The following is a 16,539-nucleotide window of genomic DNA, read 5'->3' on the forward strand; positions in this document are numbered from 1 at the left end:
ACACCAATGTCTGCAAGACTCCTGCTGATCCTGCTCGTGGCCAGCGTACTCGTACTCGCGGGCTGCCGCGGTACCGCACCGGTGCATGATGTCAGCGACACCACAGTCACCGATGTGCACGGCGAGCGCCCGAACGCTGAGCAGATGCAACAGGCGATCCGCAATGCCGGCGCGGCACTGGGCTGGCAGATGAGCGAAACCGAGCCCGGCCTGCTCGAAGGTCGGCTGTCGCTGCGCGACCATATTGCAGTGGTCGAGATCCCCTACAGCGACGGGGCGTACAGCATCCGCTACAAGGACAGCTCGAACCTCGACTACGAGGATGGCCGCATTCACCCGAACTACAACAACTGGGTGCAGAATCTGGACAACCAGATCCGCGCGGAAATCTCGGCGCTCTAATCCCGTTACCCCCGTATAGCCACCCCGACAAACAGAAAGGCCGGGCATACGCCCGGCCTTTCTTTCGTCCGCTCCCGCGATTACACCTCGCCAGCGGAAGGAGTATTCGCCCGCCTAATCGACCCGCGGACGCGACGGCGACTGCTCGGTGTCGGAGGACTCGCGGTAGTCGCTCTCGTAGCGCCGGTCGGGTGCATCGCCCTCCGGCTCCGAGTCGCGTTCACGGTGACCGCGGCCCTCACTCGGACTGTCGCCGTAATCACGATTCGGCACGTTCGACAACAGACGTCCTGCACGATCCTCCAGACGGTCCCGGGTCGGCTTGTCCGCCAACTCCTCCGCACTCTGGGCGAGGTGGTGGTAGAGGTCGCGATAGGAACCGGCCATGGTGGCGAACAGGGTAGCGGTGCGATCGAAGTGATCGTTGACCTGACCGCGATAGCGCGTCAGCTCCTGCATGCGCCGATCCAGCTCTTCCTCCAGCTCGCGGATCAGTTTGCGTTCGTCACTGGTCACGCGGCCGACCCAGAAGCCCACCAGACCGGCCACCACGATTGCCAGAATCCCGAGGGCCGTCCACAGCCCGACTGCCGTTTGATCTTCCACTGTCACCTTCCGCGAGGAAACACGGTCGCCATTGTGCCGTACGACCGTCGCGAACGCACTCGCCGCCCCCATTCCCGGCCATGCTAATCTCGCTCAACGCGAACCGCGTCAATGGAACCCGCCCGAACGGGTGACGGACAACGATGCGATCGGCTGTCGCGATCGTCGACACACACAGCCAAAGGCCCCCGAACCATGCGCCCAAGGCAGACCACACACTGGCTATACCTGATCCTGGGCATCGGCCTGGCCGGGCTGCTGTCCGGCTGCGCCCCGACCACACTCAAGGCCCCGGCGGAGCCCGAAGACCCGGTGACCGTGGCCGTACTCGACCATGGCCGCCACTCCAGCCTGGTGCTGCCGACCGAGCCGCCCGGGCACTGGCTGCGCTATTCCTATGGCGACTGGTCGTTCTATGTCGAACGCAATACCGGACCGGGCGCGATGCTCGCGGCCGTCTTCGCCTCGACCCGTGCAGCACTGGGGCGCCAGGAACTTGAGGGCGCCGACCTGAACACTGCCGTGCGCGGGGGTCTGCGGGTCCCGCTGGAGGACATCCACCACATCGAGGTCCCCGCCTCGCGGGCGCAGGCGCTGATCGAAAAGCTGGAGGCCATATGGGAAGAAGGGGCCGACGAGCGCGTCGACTCCGCGGCCTGGGGCATGAGCTTCGTCCACCATCCGGATGCCTACACCCTGCGCCACAACTCGAACCGCGTGGTCGCCCAGTGGCTGGAGAGCCTGGACGTCGAGGTATCGAAGAAACCGGTGCTCTCGAACTGGCAGGTCGAAACCCGCTAAACCAGGGAAACCCTGAGATCGGTGTTTCCCTAGAGCCCGTGCGCCCACTCCAGGACCGCATCCTGGAGATTGCGCCCATGCCCGATATGCGCACGCGGCCCATTCACCAGCACTGTGACGATCACGTCATCGCCGCTGGACGTGCGGACATAGCCCGCCACCGCCGAGACCTCGTTGATGTGCCCGGTCTTCAGGTGCATCTGCCCGCGCAGGTCGCCATTGCGGAAACGGTTGCGCAGGGTACCGTCCAGCCCCGACAGGGCCAGGGACGACTGGAACTCGGGCCGATGCGGGTGCTTCCAGCCCGCCTCGAGGATCTCGCCGAGCTGGCGCGCGGTCATGCGGGCATCGCGGCTGAGGCCCGAACCGTTGTCGACCACCATACCGCCGACATCCACCCCCAGATCGCGCAGTGAGTCGACCAGGGCCTCGCGCCCCTTATCCATCGTCGCGGGCGGGCCGTTCTTGCGCGCCCCCAGGGTCAGCAGCAAGTGATCGCTCATGACATTCGAGCTCCACTTGTTGGACACCCGGATCAGATCGGACAGGGGCCGCGAGCGATGGCGCACAATCGGCTCGTCATGCAGCACGGGCAGCACGCCGGTACGCACCCTGCCCGTCAGTTCGCCGCCCCATTGATCCCAGGCCATGCGAAACATCTCGGCATGATTGGCCTCCGGCGAGAGTACCGAGCGCAACATCTCGTAGTTGCCACAATTCACCGGGTACTGACCGGAAAAGGTCACCCGCTGGGCGTCCTGATCGACATTGAACTGGATACCCCGCTGCCACTCGCCACACCCCCCTCGGGTCGGCTGCAGACGGTTGACGACCTCGAGCCCGGGCAGCGGCGGATCGACCACCACGTCGATGCCGTTGCCGCGGCGCTCGGGACGCACGTGGAAGCGCTGGGAATTGGAATTCACGTGCAGGGCATACGGCAGCTGGTTGTACGCCCGCAGTGGCTGACGGTTGAAGTCTCCAGGGTTCCCATTCGGGAGCTGGAAGTGGCTGGCATCCAGGATCACATCGCCCTCGATGCGCTTGAGCCCGGTTCGGCGCAGCTCGCCGATCATGCGCCAGTACTCCTCGCTCACCATACCCGGATCGCCAGTCCCGCGGATCACCAGGTCCCCACGCAGTACACCGTCCTGGATCGGGCGGGTGGCCCAGATCTCGGTCGTCCATGTGTAGTTGGGGCCGAGTTCGTGCAGGGCCGCCAGCGAGGTGGCCAGCTTGACCGTGGAGGCCGGGTTATAGGGGGTATCGGCATTCAGCCGGGCCAGCACGGCCCCGTCCGGGACCCGCTGCACCCAGAGACCCACTGAGTCGGGGGACAGCCCCTGGGCCTGGATTGCCCGCTGTAGTGGCGCAGGCAGGTGTTCGAACTGCGCCTGCGCCGGCTGCACGGCCAGCAACAGCGCGACACACAGCGTCCAGGGAGACAAGGCCCGGCGGAACGACCGTCGGGAGAACCAGAAAAAACACTTGCGCATCGAAGCTACCATCCCGAAGCAGACACCGGATCGACGCCACAATAGTCACCCGCAACGGGGGGACTGACAAGCCCCGGATCGGCGCAACGCCGGCCCTGCCGGACAAACCCGCAAACCGCCTCAGGCGGACTCGAACGGGAAATCGATCACCTGCTCGATACGCTCCACCCCCAGCAGCCGCATCAGCAGACGATCGACCCCCAGTGCCACCCCGGCACACTCGGGCAGCCCCGACGCCAGCGCGGCCTCCAGATGGGCATCGGGCTGGGGCAGGACCTGGCCACGCTGCCTGCGCAGCGCCTGGTCGCGATCGCGACGTTCGCGAAACTGGGCGAGGTCGCTCAACTCGTGGTAGCCGTTGGCCAGTTCCAGCGCACCCCAGTACACCTCGAAGCGCGCCGCGAGCCGGGCATCATGTTCACAGGGGCGAGCCAGCACCGCCTGGCTCTCCGGGTAGTCGCGCACCACGGTGAGCCGGTCGCCCGGAAACGCCGGTGCAATCGCCAGACTGATCAGGAGATCCAGCCAGGCATCACGATCCAGCTCGCCCTCGATATCCAGCCCCTGCCGTGCCGCGACGGCCTGCAGTTCGTCGGCATCCGCCACCAGCGGATCCACACCCAGATGCTCCTGAAACAACGCCTGATACGAGATCTCGCGCAGGCGGGCCGGACGCCTCCAGCGCGTATCCAGCGCCGCCTGGTTCATGATCAGGGCCACCACCTCGCGCGCCAGACGGTGATGATCCATCCCGTGGCGGTACCATTCCAGCAGTGTGAATTCGGGATTGTGACGGGGCCCCGATTCGCCACCGCGAAAGACGCGCGCGAGCTGGTAGATGTCCGGTGCGCCATCCGCCAGCAGGCGTTTCATCGGGTATTCCGGCGAGGTCTGCAGATAGCCACTGGCGCCGTCCGGGCTGGTTGCAGTCCAGCTCTCGACCATCGGATCCAGAGGCGCGCCACGGCTCAGTATCGGGGTCTCCACCTCGAGCACATTGCGTGCGGCAAAGAACCCGCGCAGGCCGGCCAGCAGCCGCGCGCGCGCCTCCCGGGCCGCCGCGGCGCCCGGTCGCCAGTCAGTCATGCCCGGCCGCCCGCGACGATCAGACGCGCGAGACGTACTCGCCGGAGCGGGTGTCGACCTTGACCGTCTCGCCTTCCTCGACGAACAGCGGGACCTTGACCACCGCACCGCTCTCGAGCGTTGCGGGCTTGGTGCCGCCCTGGGCGGTATCACCGCGCACGCCCGGGTCGCACTGGGTAATCTTCATCTCGACAAAGGACGGCGGCACCACCGACAGCGGTTCGCCGTTCCACAGGGTTACGGTGCAGACGTCCTGCTCCTTCAGCCATTGACCGCAGCCACCGAGCGCGGCCTCGCCGACCGCGTACTGCTCGAAGGTGTCCGGCACCATGAAATGCCAGAACTCGCCATCGTTGTAGAGGTACTGCATCTCGGTATCCATGACATCGGCCGCCTCGACCGACTCACCGGACTTGAAGGTCTTTTCCAGCACCCGCCCCGTGCGCAGGTTGCGCAGCTTGACGCGGTTGAAGGCCTGGCCCTTGCCTGGCTTGACGAATTCGTTCTCGACGATGGCCTGCGGGTCGCCATCCAGCAGGAGTTTGAGACCGGCCTTGAATTCGTTGGTACTGTAGGTTGCCATTGCGCGTCAGTCCTCAAGCGATTGCGTGGCGCGGACATGACCGCCCACTAACGAGTCCGCCATGCCCACAAAGCCCATCATGATAACGCGCACGCCGCGGGGAACCCAGCCGAGCGACCGAACCCACACGGGGGACACCACCCCGGCCTGGCAGCAGGCGCTCGCCCGCGCGATCCGCGACCCCGACACCCTGGCCCGCGAACTGGAACTGGACCCGGCTCACCTGCCCGGCCTGCACGCGGGCCATACCCTGTTTCGGGTGCGCGTGCCGAGGAGCTACCTCGCACGCATGCGCAAGGCGGACCCGCAAGACCCGCTGCTGCTGCAAGTCCTCCCGCAGCAGCAGGAGAGCGAGGAACACCCGGGCTTCGTGGCGGACCCGGTGGGCGACCACGACGCCCTGGCCGCCCCGGGTCTCGTGCACAAGTACCACGGTCGCGTGCTGTTGCTGACGACCGGGGCCTGCGCGGTGCACTGTCGCTACTGTTTCCGCCGCGAGTTTCCGTATGCCGAGCACAACGCGTCCCAGGAGGACTGGGCGCCAGCGCTTGCCTACATCCACGCCGACAGCTCCATCCGCGAGGTGATCCTGAGCGGCGGTGACCCCCTGTCGCTGTCGGATCCCCGCCTCGCCGATCTGGTCCGGCGGCTGGAGGCCATCCCCCACCTCGAGCGCCTGCGCATCCACACGCGGCTGCCGGTCGTCCTGCCGGAGCGGGTGGACAACCAGCTGCTCAACTGGCTGGGCAAGGGACGCCTGCATCATGTACTGGTCCTGCACGCCAACCACCCCAGGGAGTTTGCCGACCCGGCCGCCGCCGCCCTTGCGCGTCTGCGCGCGCGCGGCATCACACTGCTGAACCAGGCGGTACTGCTGGCCGGGATCAACGATGACCCGGACACCCTGTGCGAGCTCCAGGAGGACGGTTTTCGCCACGGTATCCTGCCCTACTACCTCCACCTGTTAGACCGCACACGGGGCACCGCCCACTTCGAGGTCACGGAACAGCGCGCGCTGGAGCTGCACCAGGCCCTGCATGCCCGGCTGCCCGGCTACCTGGTGCCCCGCCTGGTCCGCGAGGTCCCGGGCGAGCCCGGCAAGACGCCCCGTTGGGCCGGGCTATGAAGGTGCGCACAGAGGCCTTGATTAGCAGCCCCCTCGGGAGGTGCTACAGTGAACGGATGCCCGGCCACTAACGGTGCAACCTCCAGACCCACTCATGACCGACACCCTGCCCAAACTGCCCACCCGCACGGCCGGCCCCGAGAGCTTCCCGCATCGCCAGCCGCGCAGCCTGCGCCAGTGGTGTCGAGCGCTCCCGTCGGCCGACCCGGACTCGGCCTTTTCCCATCTGCGTCAGGCCCTGAGAGAACTGAACAGTTTCGCGCTGCAACCCGGGGTTCGTTACTCGCTGATCACCCTGCTGGAGGAGCCCCTGCTGCCCTTGCTACAGCGGACCGGGAAATCCCTTTCCCAGCGCATGCTCCCCCTGGGAGCGCGCAGCCTGAAGCGCGCGCGCGAACAGGCCGAGGCACTGGACAGCCTGCTTACCGCCTGGCTCCTGATTGCCCGTGAACACCACGGGCAGAGCGAACGCAGTGCGCGTGCGCTGCAGGCCGCCCTGGCCTTGAGCGCCGCCCAGGCCGTACACCACTGGCGCCTGTATCAACCGCTCCCGGATGACTTCTGGCAGCGTACCTACGCCCTCCTGTCATGGGCACGCGCACAGAACCTCGCGCAGGCACAGCCGCGCGACGAGCCTCGCTATGGGCCCCTGTCCATGGCCCCGGTCGAGACCCTGGCGGCACGTCTGATGCTGCTGGGCGGCAGCGACCCCAATGCCCTGGAGGTGGGCGAGGTCGACCTGCTGGCTCGCTGGCTGGACCGTCTGCCGCTGTCCTGCGCCGAAGGGCTGTCCGCGACCCCGCACCCCGACCTCCCGGTCCTGTGTGCGGCCCTCGACAGCGCCCACCCTCCGGGGCTGACACTGCGCGAGCACGCGCGGCTGCACGGTGACTGTTGTGTCGAACTCGGGCCGGTGCTGGAGCAGCTGCGAGAGGCGCCTCGCCGCCTGGAACCGCACCGGCGCCCGGACGAGCGCAGCCTGACCGAACGCCTGCTGCGGCTCTGGTCGCAGCTGCCCACCCGCCAGCATTCGCGCGAAACCACCGAGGGCCAGCACCGCCTGTGCCTGTTGGGGATCAAGCGCATCCAGCACTTCCTGTGCGAGGAACTGGAGGAACGAAAGCGCGACACATCGCATACGCCCCTCCCCAGCGGGGTCACCCGGGACACGGATCGGGTGGGCGTTTACCACATGTCCACCGCCGCCGAGCGCGGCTCGGACTTCGCCCTGGTGGATGCCGCGAGCCCACACCGGCCACCGTCGGAACTGCGCAAACTGGCTGAGGGACCGCCCGATACGGCCGCAGCCGCCTGGGAAAACGTCGGCCGCGGGCTGGAGAGTGACCGTCCGGACGAACCCCGCACCCCGATCACCAAGCGGCACCCCCCCGAGCAATGGACCGTGGACGACATCGGGGCGGGCGGACTGCGCCTGCGGCTGGCCCAGCCCCGCCAGTCACTACTGATTGGCGACCTGGCCGCCCTGCGCCACCCCGACGACCACTACTGGACCATCGGGGTCCTGCGCTGGATCCGCTACGAAAGCGACATCGAGATCAGCATCGGGGTGGAATTTCTCGCCGAGCGCGGCCTGCCGGTGCAACTGCAGGAGTACCGCAATGGCCGCGCGGCCGGCCCGGCGCACCCGGGTCTGTTTGCCTCGCTGCGCAGGGATCGTGGCGGGGCGGCGCTGTTCATGCCGGCCCAGGTGTTCGACCACGAGAGCCGCGTCGTATGCTGGCTGGCGGGCCGCCCGCGTGTCCTGGCACTGGACAGCGAGCGTACCGGTACGACACTGTTTACCGAAACTGGCTGCCGGATGACCGATCTGACGCTGGGAGAACCGCCTCCCGATGACATGGAAGCCAATGAAGCGGTGACTGACCAGGCCCAGCCCGGGCTGTCGCTCACACCGCGCGAACGCAATAATGGACCCGCATGAGCGAAACCATCCGAATCCTCTTTGTCACGGCGAATCCGAACCTCGCCGAGCAAGTCATCAGCAGCATTCGTACGCGGGGTAGCGCGGTACGCCCGGAGCAGGTCGAGACCCAGGACGACCTGATCAACGCGCTGGAGAACACGCGACACGACGTGGTCGTATTGATCGAGCCCGGTCTCGTGCTCTCGCGAGAGGTGGTCGATACGGCCCTGCGCGACAGTGGGCGCCGCATCCCGCTGGTCCTGCTGACCGAGCGTCCGGAGCCCGAGCGTGTCCTGGACTACGAGGCCGGGAGTTTCGCCGTGGTCGATCACGAACAGGTGGAACTGGCGAGCCTGATGGCCATCCGCGCGGCCGAACAACGGCGCCTGCGCCAGCGTGTCCAGCGTCTTGAGGCCTCCCTGCACGAGTCGGAGAACCGCTGCCAGTTGCTGCTCGATAACTCGCGCGACGCGATCGCGTATGTCCACGAGGGCATGCACCTGTACGCCAACGCCTCCTGGCGCGAACGCTTCGGTATCGAGGATCCGGACGAGGTCGACGGGCTGCCACTGATGGACCTGGTCACGGCCGATAACCGCGGCGAGATGAAGGCGCTGCTGCGCCGCTTCCAGAATGGCGAGGAAGGCGATACGGCTCGCGCCCACTTCCACCTGCAGAGTATCGATGGCCTGCCATTCGAGGCCGACCTGCGCCTGTCCGCCGCAAGCGTGGAGGGCGAGGCCTGCACCCAGCTCCAGCTGGAAGCCAGCCAGGAAGACCCCGAGCTGGCGGAGCGAATCGACTTCCTATCGCAGCGCGATCTGGTCACCGGTCTGTACAACCGCCAGCACTTCCTGTCCACAATCGAGAGCGCTCAGACCCGGGCCGAGGAGACGGAGAAACCCTTCGCCCTGCTGACCTTGGCAGTCGACCGCTTCGCGGAGATCCGCGCGAAGGTCGGGATGTCGGCCGCCGATCTGCTCCTGGCCGACATGGGCAAAGTCATCGAGGATCATTTCCCCGAACCCGCCATTGCCGCGCGCCTGGAGGGCGAACACTTCGGTGTCCTGGCGCCGGAGACCCGCCGCCAGGAGGTCGAGGAGCGCATCCACAGCCTGATGCAGGCCGTCACCGGGCATGTCTTCGAACTCAACCAGTCGTCGACCAACTGCACCCTGTCGGCCGGCGCCGTGATCGCCGACGAAAGCGCCCCCAGCACGGAGGATCTGCTCGACCAGGCCCACCGGGCGCTGGAGGAGGCGGTCGAGGCCGGCGGCGGCGTCCATCGCTTCTACCACCCGGCCGAAGGCGAGCTGACCCAGGGCCAGGCCGACCAGCAGTGGAAGCTGCGCATCCAGGACGCCCTGGACCATGACCGCCTGGAGCTTCGCTTCCAGCCGATCGTGCATCTGCACGGCAACGACCGGCCGCGCTATTCGGTGTTCGTGCGCCTGCGCGACGCCGACGGCCACCTGCACGAGCCATCTGCCTTCCTGCCTGCGGCCGAACGCACGGGCATGGCCCCGGCGGTGGATCGCTGGATCGTCAAGACCGCGCTGGGCGAACTCGCCGGGTGCCTGAAGGCTCAGCCCAAGACCCAGTTTTTCCTGAAGCTGGGCACCGGCTCAATGGGCGACCCGACTGTGGTCAGCTGGCTCAACGATGACCTGCACGCCCTGCGCATCCCGGCCGACAACGTCGTGGTCGAGCTCAAGGAGCCGACCGTGGTCACCAACCTGAAGCCGGCGATGAACGTATCGCGCGGCCTGGTCGAGATGCACAGCCACCTGTGCATCGACGACTTCGGCAATGGCCTGAACCCTTTCCAGTTGCTGCAGCACCTGGAGGCCGATCACATCAAGCTCGACCCCTCGTTCGTCGAGGGGCTGGCGGAGAACGAGGAGAACCAGGAGGCGATCCGCGAGTACGTCGACGCGGCGCACGCCAAGGGCAAGCAGGTGATCGTGCCGCACGTCGAGGATGCCAGCGTGCTCGCCGTACTGTACGGGCTGAACGTCAACCTGGTGCAGGGGTACTTCATCCAGTCGCCCCTGGCCAAACCGACGTTCGACTTCGAGGCGACCTGACCTAGGGAGACGCTGATTCAATCGCACGTCCGCGTTGGTGCCCCCTGTTTTCCGAGACAAGGCGCGTCGTGCAGCGGGTAGTGGTTCTACCCGCCCGTTTTTGATGAATGCGGAGCGCAACGCAGGATCGGGGAACAGGGGGCACCAACCCCACAAGCCATTGAAGGCAGGGGCTCGGCCGCCCGTTGTTATCAAAAACGGGCGCGCGCACGGCGTTGCGGTTCCCTTGTGCAGAGTGACTGCACGGCAGTCACCGCGCCTTGTTCGCACGCAAAAGCGACTCGAGCGCGAGCGTGCACATTCATCAGTGTTTCCCTAGCCTATTTCGACCAGAAGTTCAGGTCCTCGAAAAAGCCCTTCACGCCATCCAGCCAGGAGTGCGCCTGCGGGCTGTGCTTGGTGCCGCCCGCCTGAGTCGAATCCTCGAACTGGCGCAGCAGCGCCTTTTGCTCCTTGGTCAGGTTGATCGGGGTCTCCACGGTCACCCGGCAGATCAGATCGCCGACACCACCCCCGTGCACGGACTGCACACCCTTGCCACCGACGCGGAACTGCTTGCCGGTCTGGGTCTCGGCGGGCACCTTCAGCTTCACCCGACCGTCCAGGCAGGGGACCTCCAGTTCGCCGCCGAGTGCGGCGGTGGCAAACGAGATCGGCACCTCGATATGCAGGTCGGAGCCCTCGCGGCGGAACAGCTTGTGCGACTTGACCCGCACCTGCACGTAGAGATCCCCCGGCGGGCCGCCGTTGACCCCGGCCTCGCCCTGACCGGCCAGGCGAATGCGGTCACCGCTGTCGACCCCGGCGGGGATCTTCACGTCCAGCGTGTTCTGCTCCTGCACCCGGCCGTTGCCATTACAGGCCTTGCAGGGGCTGGCGACGATCTTGCCCGAGCCCTCGCAGCGCGGGCAGGTCTGCTGCACCGAGAAAAAGCCCTGCTGGATGCGCACCTGGCCCACGCCGTTACAGGTCGGACAGGTCTCCGGCGAAGTACCCGGTTCGGCACCCGAGCCGTCACAGGCCTCGCAGGAGACGGTGGTCGGGATGCGGATCTTGACCTCGGTGCCAAATACGGCCTCCTCCAGGGTCAGGTCCAGGTTGTACTGCAGGTCGGAGCCGCGGAATGCGCGCGAACCGCGCGCGCGGCCACCGCCACCCCCGAAGATGTCGCCAAAGATATCCTCGAAGATGTCCGAGAAATTGGAGGCCCCGGCACCACCACCAAAGCCCCCGGCCCCACCATCGACGCCGGCATGTCCGTAGCGGTCGTATGCTGCACGCTTCTGGTCGTCACTGAGGACGTCATAGGCAGCGCGCGCCTCCTTGAACTTGGCCTCGGCCTCCTCGTCCCCCGGATTGCGATCGGGGTGGTACTTCATCGCCAGGCGGCGAAAGGCCTTCTTGATGTCGGCGGCCGAGGCGTCCTTGGCGACGCCCAGCACCTCGTAATAGTCGCGTTGTGACATGGTCATTTCCAGGTAGATCGTTCGCGCGAACGCGGAATGCCTTCACGCAAACGCCCGGAGTCACGAGTACCCCGGGCGCGGCGTTCAAACAGGACCGGAAGGACGCGAAGCCCCGCCGGCTGCGGCATCAGCCCTGCTTCTTCTGGTCGTCGTCGACTTCCTCGAACTCGGCGTCCACGACGTCGTCGGCCTGCTGTTCGCCACCGGCCTGCTCGGCCCCGGCCTCGCCCGCGGCATCTGCGCCCTGGGCATAGGCCTTCTCGGCCAGTTTGCCGGAGGCCTCGGCCAGCTTCTGGGTGGACTGTTCGATGGCCTCGACGTCGTCACCCTCCATGGCCTTCTTCACCTCGGCGACGGCCGCCTCGATCGCGGAACGCTCGTCGTCGGAGACCTGGTCACTCAGGTCCTTCAGCGACTTCTCGGCCGAGTGCACCAGGGCATCGGCCTGATTGCGCGCGCCGACCAGCTGCTGGAACTTCTTGTCTTCCTCGGCGTGGGCCTCGGCATCCTTGACCATCTGTTCGACTTCCTCATCGGACAGGCCGGAGGAGGCCTTGATCACGATCTTGTTCTCCTTGCCGGTCGCCTTGTCCTTGGCCGAGACGTTCAGGATACCGTTGGAGTCGATATCGAAGGTGACCTCGATCTGCGGCACACCGCGCGGCGCGGCCGGGATGTCCTGCAGGTCAAAGCGGCCCAGCGACTTGTTGGCGCTGGCCATGTCGCGCTCGCCCTGCAGCACGTGCACGGTCACCGCGGTCTGGTTGTCGTCGGCGGTGGAGAACACCTGGTTGGCCCGGGTCGGGATGGTGGTGTTCTTCTCGATCAGCTTGGTCATCACGCCGCCCATGGTCTCGATCCCGAGCGACAGCGGGGTCACATCCAGCAGCAGCACGTCCTTGACGTCACCACCCAGCACGCCAGCCTGCACCGCGGCACCCACCGCAACGGCCTCGTCCGGGTTCACGTCCTTGCGCGGCTCCTTGCCGAAGAAGGACTGCACCGCTTCCTGCACCTTGGGCATGCGGGTCTGACCGCCGACCAGGATCACGTCATCCACCTCGGAGGCGGACAGGCCGGCATCCTTCAGCGCGACCTTGCACGGCTCGATGGAGCGCTTGACCAGGTCGTCGACCAGGCTTTCCAGCTTGGCGCGGGTAATCTTCAGCGCCAGGTGCTTCGGCCCGGTGTTGTCGGCCGTGATGTACGGCAGGTTGACCTCGGTCTGCTGGCTGGAGGACAGCTCGATCTTGGCCTTCTCGGCGGCCTCCTTCACGCGCTGCATCGCCAGCGGGTCGCCCTTGATGTCGATGCCCTGGTCCTTCTTGAATTCCTCGACCAGGTAGTCGATCAGGCGGTTGTCGAAGTCCTCGCCACCCAGGAAGGTATCGCCGTTGGTCGCCAGCACCTCGAACTGGTGCTCGCCGTCCACCTCGGCGATCTCGATGATCGAGACGTCGAAGGTACCGCCACCCAGGTCATACACGGCGATCTTGCGATCCCCGCGCTGCTTGTCCATGCCGTAGGCCAGCGCGGCCGCGGTCGGCTCGTTGATGATGCGCTTGACCTCGAGCCCGGCGATCTTGCCGGCATCCTTGGTCGCCTGACGCTGGGAGTCGTTGAAGTAGGCCGGGACGGTGATCACCGCCTCGGTCACCGTCTCGCCCAGATAGTCCTCGGCGGTCTTCTTCATCTTCTGCAGCACACGCGCGGAGATCTCCGGCGGGGCCATCTTCTTGCCCTGCACCTCGATCCACGCATCACCGTTGTCGGCCTTCACGATGTTGTAGGAGACGAGCTTGATGTCCTTCTGGACCTCGCCTTCATCGAACTTGCGCCCGATCAGGCGTTTGGCCGCAAAGATGGTGTTCTGCGGATTGGTAACCGCCTGGCGCTTGGCGGACTGGCCGACCAGCACCTCGCCATCTTCACTGAACGCGACGATGGACGGGGTGGTGCGGGTGCCTTCCGCGTTCTCGATGACCTTGGCCTGGTCGCCTTCCATGACGGCGACGCAGGAGTTGGTGGTCCCGAGGTCGATACCGATGATCTTGCCCATGGCTGAATTCTCCTGATGCGAAAATTTTTGCGCGGCAGAGAACAACTCTCTGCCAACTTGTACGGGAATCTGGGGCCCCCGGCCGCGTTTTCAAGGGACGCCCTCTGTCACGCGCCCCGAAAACCGTCCCGGAGAGACCGGGTCAGGCGCTCTCGTCGATGTTGGGCGAGGTGGGCGCCTTGGAGACCACGACCATCGCCGGGCGCAGCACACGGTCCTGCAACAGGTAGCCCTTCTGCATGGTCGCCACCACGGTATTCGGCGGGTTCTCCGGATCTTCCTGCATGGACATCGCCTGGTGGCGTTCCGGGTCGAAACGCTCGCCGGTCGGGTCCTCGGCCTGGATGCCGAACTTCTCGAACACCCGGTTCAGGTTTTTCAAGGTCAGCTCGGCGCCCTCGATGATGCGCTCGACATCCTTGGACTCGCGGGCGGCCTGCAGGCCCATCTCCAGGGAGTCACCCACCTCCAGCATCTCGGAGGCAAACTTTTCCATCGCGTACTTGTGCGCGTTCTCCAGCTCGCGCTCGAAGCGCCGGCGCTGGTTCTCCAGCTCCGCCTGAGCGCGCAGTGCCTGGTCGCGGCGTTCCTCGGCCAGGGCCTCGAGCTCCTGGAGGCGGGCATCGACACCCTCAACGGCCTCGTCGCCCTCGGGCTGGGTGTGCTCCGAATCCGCGGCCTCGAATGCTTCCGCCGGTTCCTGGGGTTCACGCTGATCGGACATGTCTGCCTCGTAGAATCGGTGAAAAAGTAAAACGCATGCCGGACCCTACGGGCGGCACACGCGGATCAATTCGGTTTGACTATCGGGACTCTGGGGGCACCCTGCGCGGTTTCAAGGGCGTCCGACTATTTCGTGTCGTGGACCGGGTCGCCAAGCGCCGAACCCAGCAGGCGCGCGGTCACATCCACAATCGGAATCACGCGATCGTAGGACATGCGCGTAGGCCCGATCACCCCGAGCACGCCGACCACTTCCCCGTCGACACTGTAGGGGGCGGTGACCACCGAACAGTTCTCGAACCAGTCGAGCCCGGACTCGCGCCCGATGAAGATCTGTACCCGGTCGCTGCGGATGCACTGATCCAGAATCCCGAGGATCTCGCGCTTCTCGTTGAATGCCTCCAGCAACTGGCGCAGGCGATCGATGTCCGCCAGTTCCTCGTAGCTGAGCAGGTGGGTCTGGCCCGCCACCACGACATCGTCCGGGTCTTCGCCGGCCACGGCCTTCTCGCCCAGATCAATGGCCGCCAGCATCATCGCATCGAGGTTCTCGCGCACGTCGCGCATCTCGCGCAGCAGGGCATCGCGCACCGCGTGCAGGCTCTTGCCAGCCAGGTGTGCGTTCAGGTAGTTGGCCATGCGCTGGAGGTCGTCCTGATCGAAGTCGCGCTCGAGCTCCAGTACGCGGTTCTGCACCTCCTTGCCGTCGATCACCAGGATCGCCAGCACCCGGCGCTCGCCCAGGCGCAGGAACTCGAGCTGGCTGAGCGCCACGTTACGGTGGCGCGGCAGACGCACCATGCCCGCCATGCGCGTCACCTGCGACAGCAGGTTGGAGGTCGCGCCCATCAAGTCCTGGGTGGTCGCGTTCGGGTCGAAACCCGACTGGATCGCGCGGATCTCCTCGACCGTTGGTTCGCGCACCTCGAGCAGGCTGTCGACGAACAGGCGGTAGCCGCTCGCGGTCGGGATCCGCCCGGCGGAGGTATGCGGCGCCTGGATCAGGCCCAGGTCCTCGAGATCGGCCATCACATTGCGCACCGTGGCCGCGCTGACCTTGAGCCCGGAGGTGCGCGCGAGGGTGCGCGAGCCGACCGGCTGACCGTCGCGGATATAGCTCTCGATCAGGGTCCGCAGCAGGGTACGGGCCCTGGCATCCAGATTGATCGCGGCGTTTTCCATCGGTGATCAGCGCTCCATGGGGGCGAGTAACAATGCCCAGTGTTCGATCCGCACCGGGAGACGTCAAGAAACCGCGGATGCAGTCCCCCGCCCTTTTCCGGATAATGCCGCCATGATGCCGGAATTCAAGACGATCGGGCTGGTGGGCAAGACCAGCGACTCGCGCACGGGCCCACTGGTGGCACGGCTAGTGGAGCTGCTGCACTCGCGCGGCCGCCAGGTCCACATGGAGCAGGACATCCCCGGCTTCGACCGTCCGGACGACATCGCCCTGCTCCCCCTGGCCGAACTCGCCGAGGCCGCCGATCTGCTGGTCGTAATCGGCGGCGACGGCACGTTGCTGGCCACGGCCCGGCGGATTGCCGACAACGAGACCCCAGTACTCGGCATCAACCTCGGGCGACTGGGCTTCCTGGTGGACGTCTCGCCGGAGACGGCCTGCGAGGAGCTGGGCGAGGTCCTCGATGGCGCGTACGAGCTGGAACCGCGCGCGATGCTCGAGGCCGAGCTGATCCGCGACGGTGTCACCATCCACGAAGGCATCGCGCTCAACGACGTGGTGCTGCACGTGCTGAGCGTGGTGCGCATCATCGAATTCGACACCGCGATCGACGGCATGGACATCGGCCGCCTGCGGGCCGACGGGCTGGTCGTGGCCACCCCCACCGGCTCCACTGCCTACGCCCTTTCCGCTGGCGGCCCGATCCTGACCCCGCAGCTGGACGCGATGGTCATGGTCCCCGTCTGCCCGCACAGCCTGAACCACCGCCCGCTGGTGGTCAGCGGCCGTTCCACGGTGGAGATTCGCCTGTCCAGCGGGAGCCGGTCGCCGGCCCAGATTGCGCTGGATGGCCAGGAGAACATCGACTTTGCCCCCGGCGATCTGGTGCGCATCCGCCGCCGCGAGCGCAACCTGACCCTGATCCACCCGCGCGAGCACTACTTCCTGCGCGTCCTGCGCACCAAGCTGCGCTGGGGCGAGCAGCCCTGATCCCGCC

Annotated in this window: 14 protein-coding genes; 6 read left to right on the forward strand and 8 right to left on the reverse strand. The window is 66.5% G+C overall.

The genetic code is table 11. The features are described 5' to 3' along the window. Nucleotides 1-6: 6 nt before the first annotated feature. Nucleotides 7-402, forward strand: a complete 396-nt coding sequence (locus F466_RS0107580) for a hypothetical protein (protein WP_018137737.1) — start codon at nt 7-9, stop codon at nt 400-402. 114 nt (nt 403-516) lie between these two features. Here the strand turns inward: F466_RS0107580 and F466_RS0107585 are convergent, their stop codons facing one another. Further along, complete coding sequence (locus tag F466_RS0107585; protein WP_018137738.1) at nt 517-1,008, reverse strand: YhcB family protein; 492 nt, start codon at nt 1,006-1,008, stop codon at nt 517-519. A gap of 195 nt (nt 1,009-1,203) precedes the next feature. On the opposite strand from F466_RS0107585, the gene F466_RS0107590 reads away from it, so the two are divergent. Further along, the gene (locus tag F466_RS0107590; RefSeq protein ID WP_018993774.1) at nt 1,204-1,809 is read left to right on the forward strand and encodes a DUF2459 domain-containing protein; all 606 of its coding nucleotides are present in this window, start codon (nt 1,204-1,206) and stop codon (nt 1,807-1,809) included. A gap of 29 nt (nt 1,810-1,838) precedes the next feature. On the opposite strand, the gene dacB is transcribed toward F466_RS0107590, so the two are convergent. The 3 genes from dacB to efp all read right to left on the reverse strand — a co-directional run bounded on the left by dacB (nt 1,839) and on the right by efp (nt 4,974). Then, nucleotides 1,839-3,305 carry a D-alanyl-D-alanine carboxypeptidase/D-alanyl-D-alanine-endopeptidase gene (gene dacB, locus F466_RS0107595; RefSeq protein WP_018993775.1) on the reverse strand — a complete coding sequence of 489 codons (1,467 nt, stop codon included), beginning with the start codon at nt 3,303-3,305 and terminating at the stop codon, nt 1,839-1,841. A 120-nt stretch (nt 3,306-3,425) separates the two neighbouring features. Then, a complete protein-coding gene (epmA, locus tag F466_RS0107600) occupies nt 3,426-4,391 on the reverse strand; it encodes an EF-P lysine aminoacylase EpmA (RefSeq protein ID WP_018993776.1) in 966 nt (321 codons plus the stop codon). Nucleotides 4,392-4,410: 19 nt separating this feature from the next. After that, nucleotides 4,411-4,974 (reverse strand): elongation factor P, encoded by a 564-nt coding sequence (gene efp / locus F466_RS0107605; protein ID WP_018137742.1) that lies wholly within the window; start codon nt 4,972-4,974, stop codon nt 4,411-4,413. Nucleotides 4,975-5,035: 61 nt separating this feature from the next. On the opposite strand from efp, the gene epmB reads away from it, so the two are divergent. From epmB to F466_RS0107620, 3 genes are all read left to right on the forward strand, one after another. After that, nucleotides 5,036-6,100: an EF-P beta-lysylation protein EpmB gene (gene epmB / locus F466_RS0107610; protein ID WP_018174588.1), complete on the forward strand. Its 1,065-nt coding sequence runs from the start codon at nt 5,036-5,038 to the stop codon at nt 6,098-6,100. 94 nt (nt 6,101-6,194) lie between these two features. Next, entirely contained in the window at nt 6,195-8,042 is a 1,848-nt protein-coding gene (locus F466_RS0107615) for a hypothetical protein (RefSeq protein ID WP_018993777.1), read from the forward strand. Next, nucleotides 8,039-10,111, forward strand: coding sequence for an EAL domain-containing protein (locus tag F466_RS0107620; RefSeq protein ID WP_018993778.1), 2,073 nt, complete (start codon nt 8,039-8,041; stop codon nt 10,109-10,111). Before F466_RS0107615 ends, F466_RS0107620 begins: the two co-directional genes overlap by 4 nt. 320 nt (nt 10,112-10,431) lie before the next feature. Here F466_RS0107620 and dnaJ read toward each other — a convergent pair whose 3' ends face one another. From dnaJ to hrcA, 4 genes are all read right to left on the reverse strand, one after another. Further along, nucleotides 10,432-11,583, reverse strand: coding sequence for a molecular chaperone DnaJ (dnaJ, locus tag F466_RS0107625; RefSeq protein ID WP_026296430.1), 1,152 nt, complete (start codon nt 11,581-11,583; stop codon nt 10,432-10,434). A gap of 121 nt (nt 11,584-11,704) precedes the next feature. Next, nucleotides 11,705-13,636 carry a molecular chaperone DnaK gene (dnaK, locus tag F466_RS0107630; protein WP_018137677.1) on the reverse strand — a complete coding sequence of 644 codons (1,932 nt, stop codon included), beginning with the start codon at nt 13,634-13,636 and terminating at the stop codon, nt 11,705-11,707. Between the two features lie 142 nt (nt 13,637-13,778). After that, complete coding sequence (gene grpE / locus F466_RS0107635) at nt 13,779-14,360, reverse strand: nucleotide exchange factor GrpE (RefSeq protein WP_018137676.1); 582 nt, start codon at nt 14,358-14,360, stop codon at nt 13,779-13,781. 125 nt (nt 14,361-14,485) lie between these two features. After that, entirely contained in the window at nt 14,486-15,541 is a 1,056-nt protein-coding gene (gene hrcA, locus F466_RS0107640) for a heat-inducible transcriptional repressor HrcA (protein WP_018137675.1), read from the reverse strand. A gap of 112 nt (nt 15,542-15,653) precedes the next feature. On the opposite strand from hrcA, the gene F466_RS0107645 reads away from it, so the two are divergent. Then, nucleotides 15,654-16,532 carry an NAD(+) kinase gene (locus tag F466_RS0107645; protein WP_018137674.1) on the forward strand — a complete coding sequence of 293 codons (879 nt, stop codon included), beginning with the start codon at nt 15,654-15,656 and terminating at the stop codon, nt 16,530-16,532. Nucleotides 16,533-16,539 lie beyond the last annotated feature (7 nt).

Origin of the sequence: Thioalkalivibrio sp. ALgr1 (genome assembly GCF_000378285.1) — a bacterium.
GTDB lineage: Bacteria > Pseudomonadota > Gammaproteobacteria > Ectothiorhodospirales > Ectothiorhodospiraceae > Thioalkalivibrio.

What these genes read in the sequence shown, in the direction of transcription:
- F466_RS0107580 (WP_018137737.1), top strand. Translation starts at nt 7, where the DNA reads ATGTCTGCAAGACTCCTGCTGATCCTGCTCGTGGCCAGCGTACTCGTA.
- F466_RS0107590 (WP_018993774.1), top strand. Translation starts at nt 1,204, where the DNA reads ATGCGCCCAAGGCAGACCACACACTGGCTATACCTGATCCTGGGCATC.
- dacB (WP_018993775.1), bottom strand. Translation starts at nt 3,305, where the DNA reads ATGCGCAAGTGTTTTTTCTGGTTCTCCCGACGGTCGTTCCGCCGGGCC.
- epmA (WP_018993776.1), bottom strand. Translation starts at nt 4,391, where the DNA reads ATGACTGACTGGCGACCGGGCGCCGCGGCGGCCCGGGAGGCGCGCGCG.
- efp (WP_018137742.1), bottom strand. Translation starts at nt 4,974, where the DNA reads ATGGCAACCTACAGTACCAACGAATTCAAGGCCGGTCTCAAACTCCTG.
- epmB (WP_018174588.1), top strand. Translation starts at nt 5,036, where the DNA reads ATGCCCACAAAGCCCATCATGATAACGCGCACGCCGCGGGGAACCCAG.
- F466_RS0107615 (WP_018993777.1), top strand. Translation starts at nt 6,195, where the DNA reads ATGACCGACACCCTGCCCAAACTGCCCACCCGCACGGCCGGCCCCGAG.
- F466_RS0107620 (WP_018993778.1), top strand. Translation starts at nt 8,039, where the DNA reads ATGAGCGAAACCATCCGAATCCTCTTTGTCACGGCGAATCCGAACCTC.
- dnaJ (WP_026296430.1), bottom strand. Translation starts at nt 11,583, where the DNA reads ATGACCATGTCACAACGCGACTATTACGAGGTGCTGGGCGTCGCCAAG.
- dnaK (WP_018137677.1), bottom strand. Translation starts at nt 13,636, where the DNA reads ATGGGCAAGATCATCGGTATCGACCTCGGGACCACCAACTCCTGCGTC.
- grpE (WP_018137676.1), bottom strand. Translation starts at nt 14,360, where the DNA reads ATGTCCGATCAGCGTGAACCCCAGGAACCGGCGGAAGCATTCGAGGCC.
- hrcA (WP_018137675.1), bottom strand. Translation starts at nt 15,541, where the DNA reads ATGGAAAACGCCGCGATCAATCTGGATGCCAGGGCCCGTACCCTGCTG.
- F466_RS0107645 (WP_018137674.1), top strand. Translation starts at nt 15,654, where the DNA reads ATGATGCCGGAATTCAAGACGATCGGGCTGGTGGGCAAGACCAGCGAC.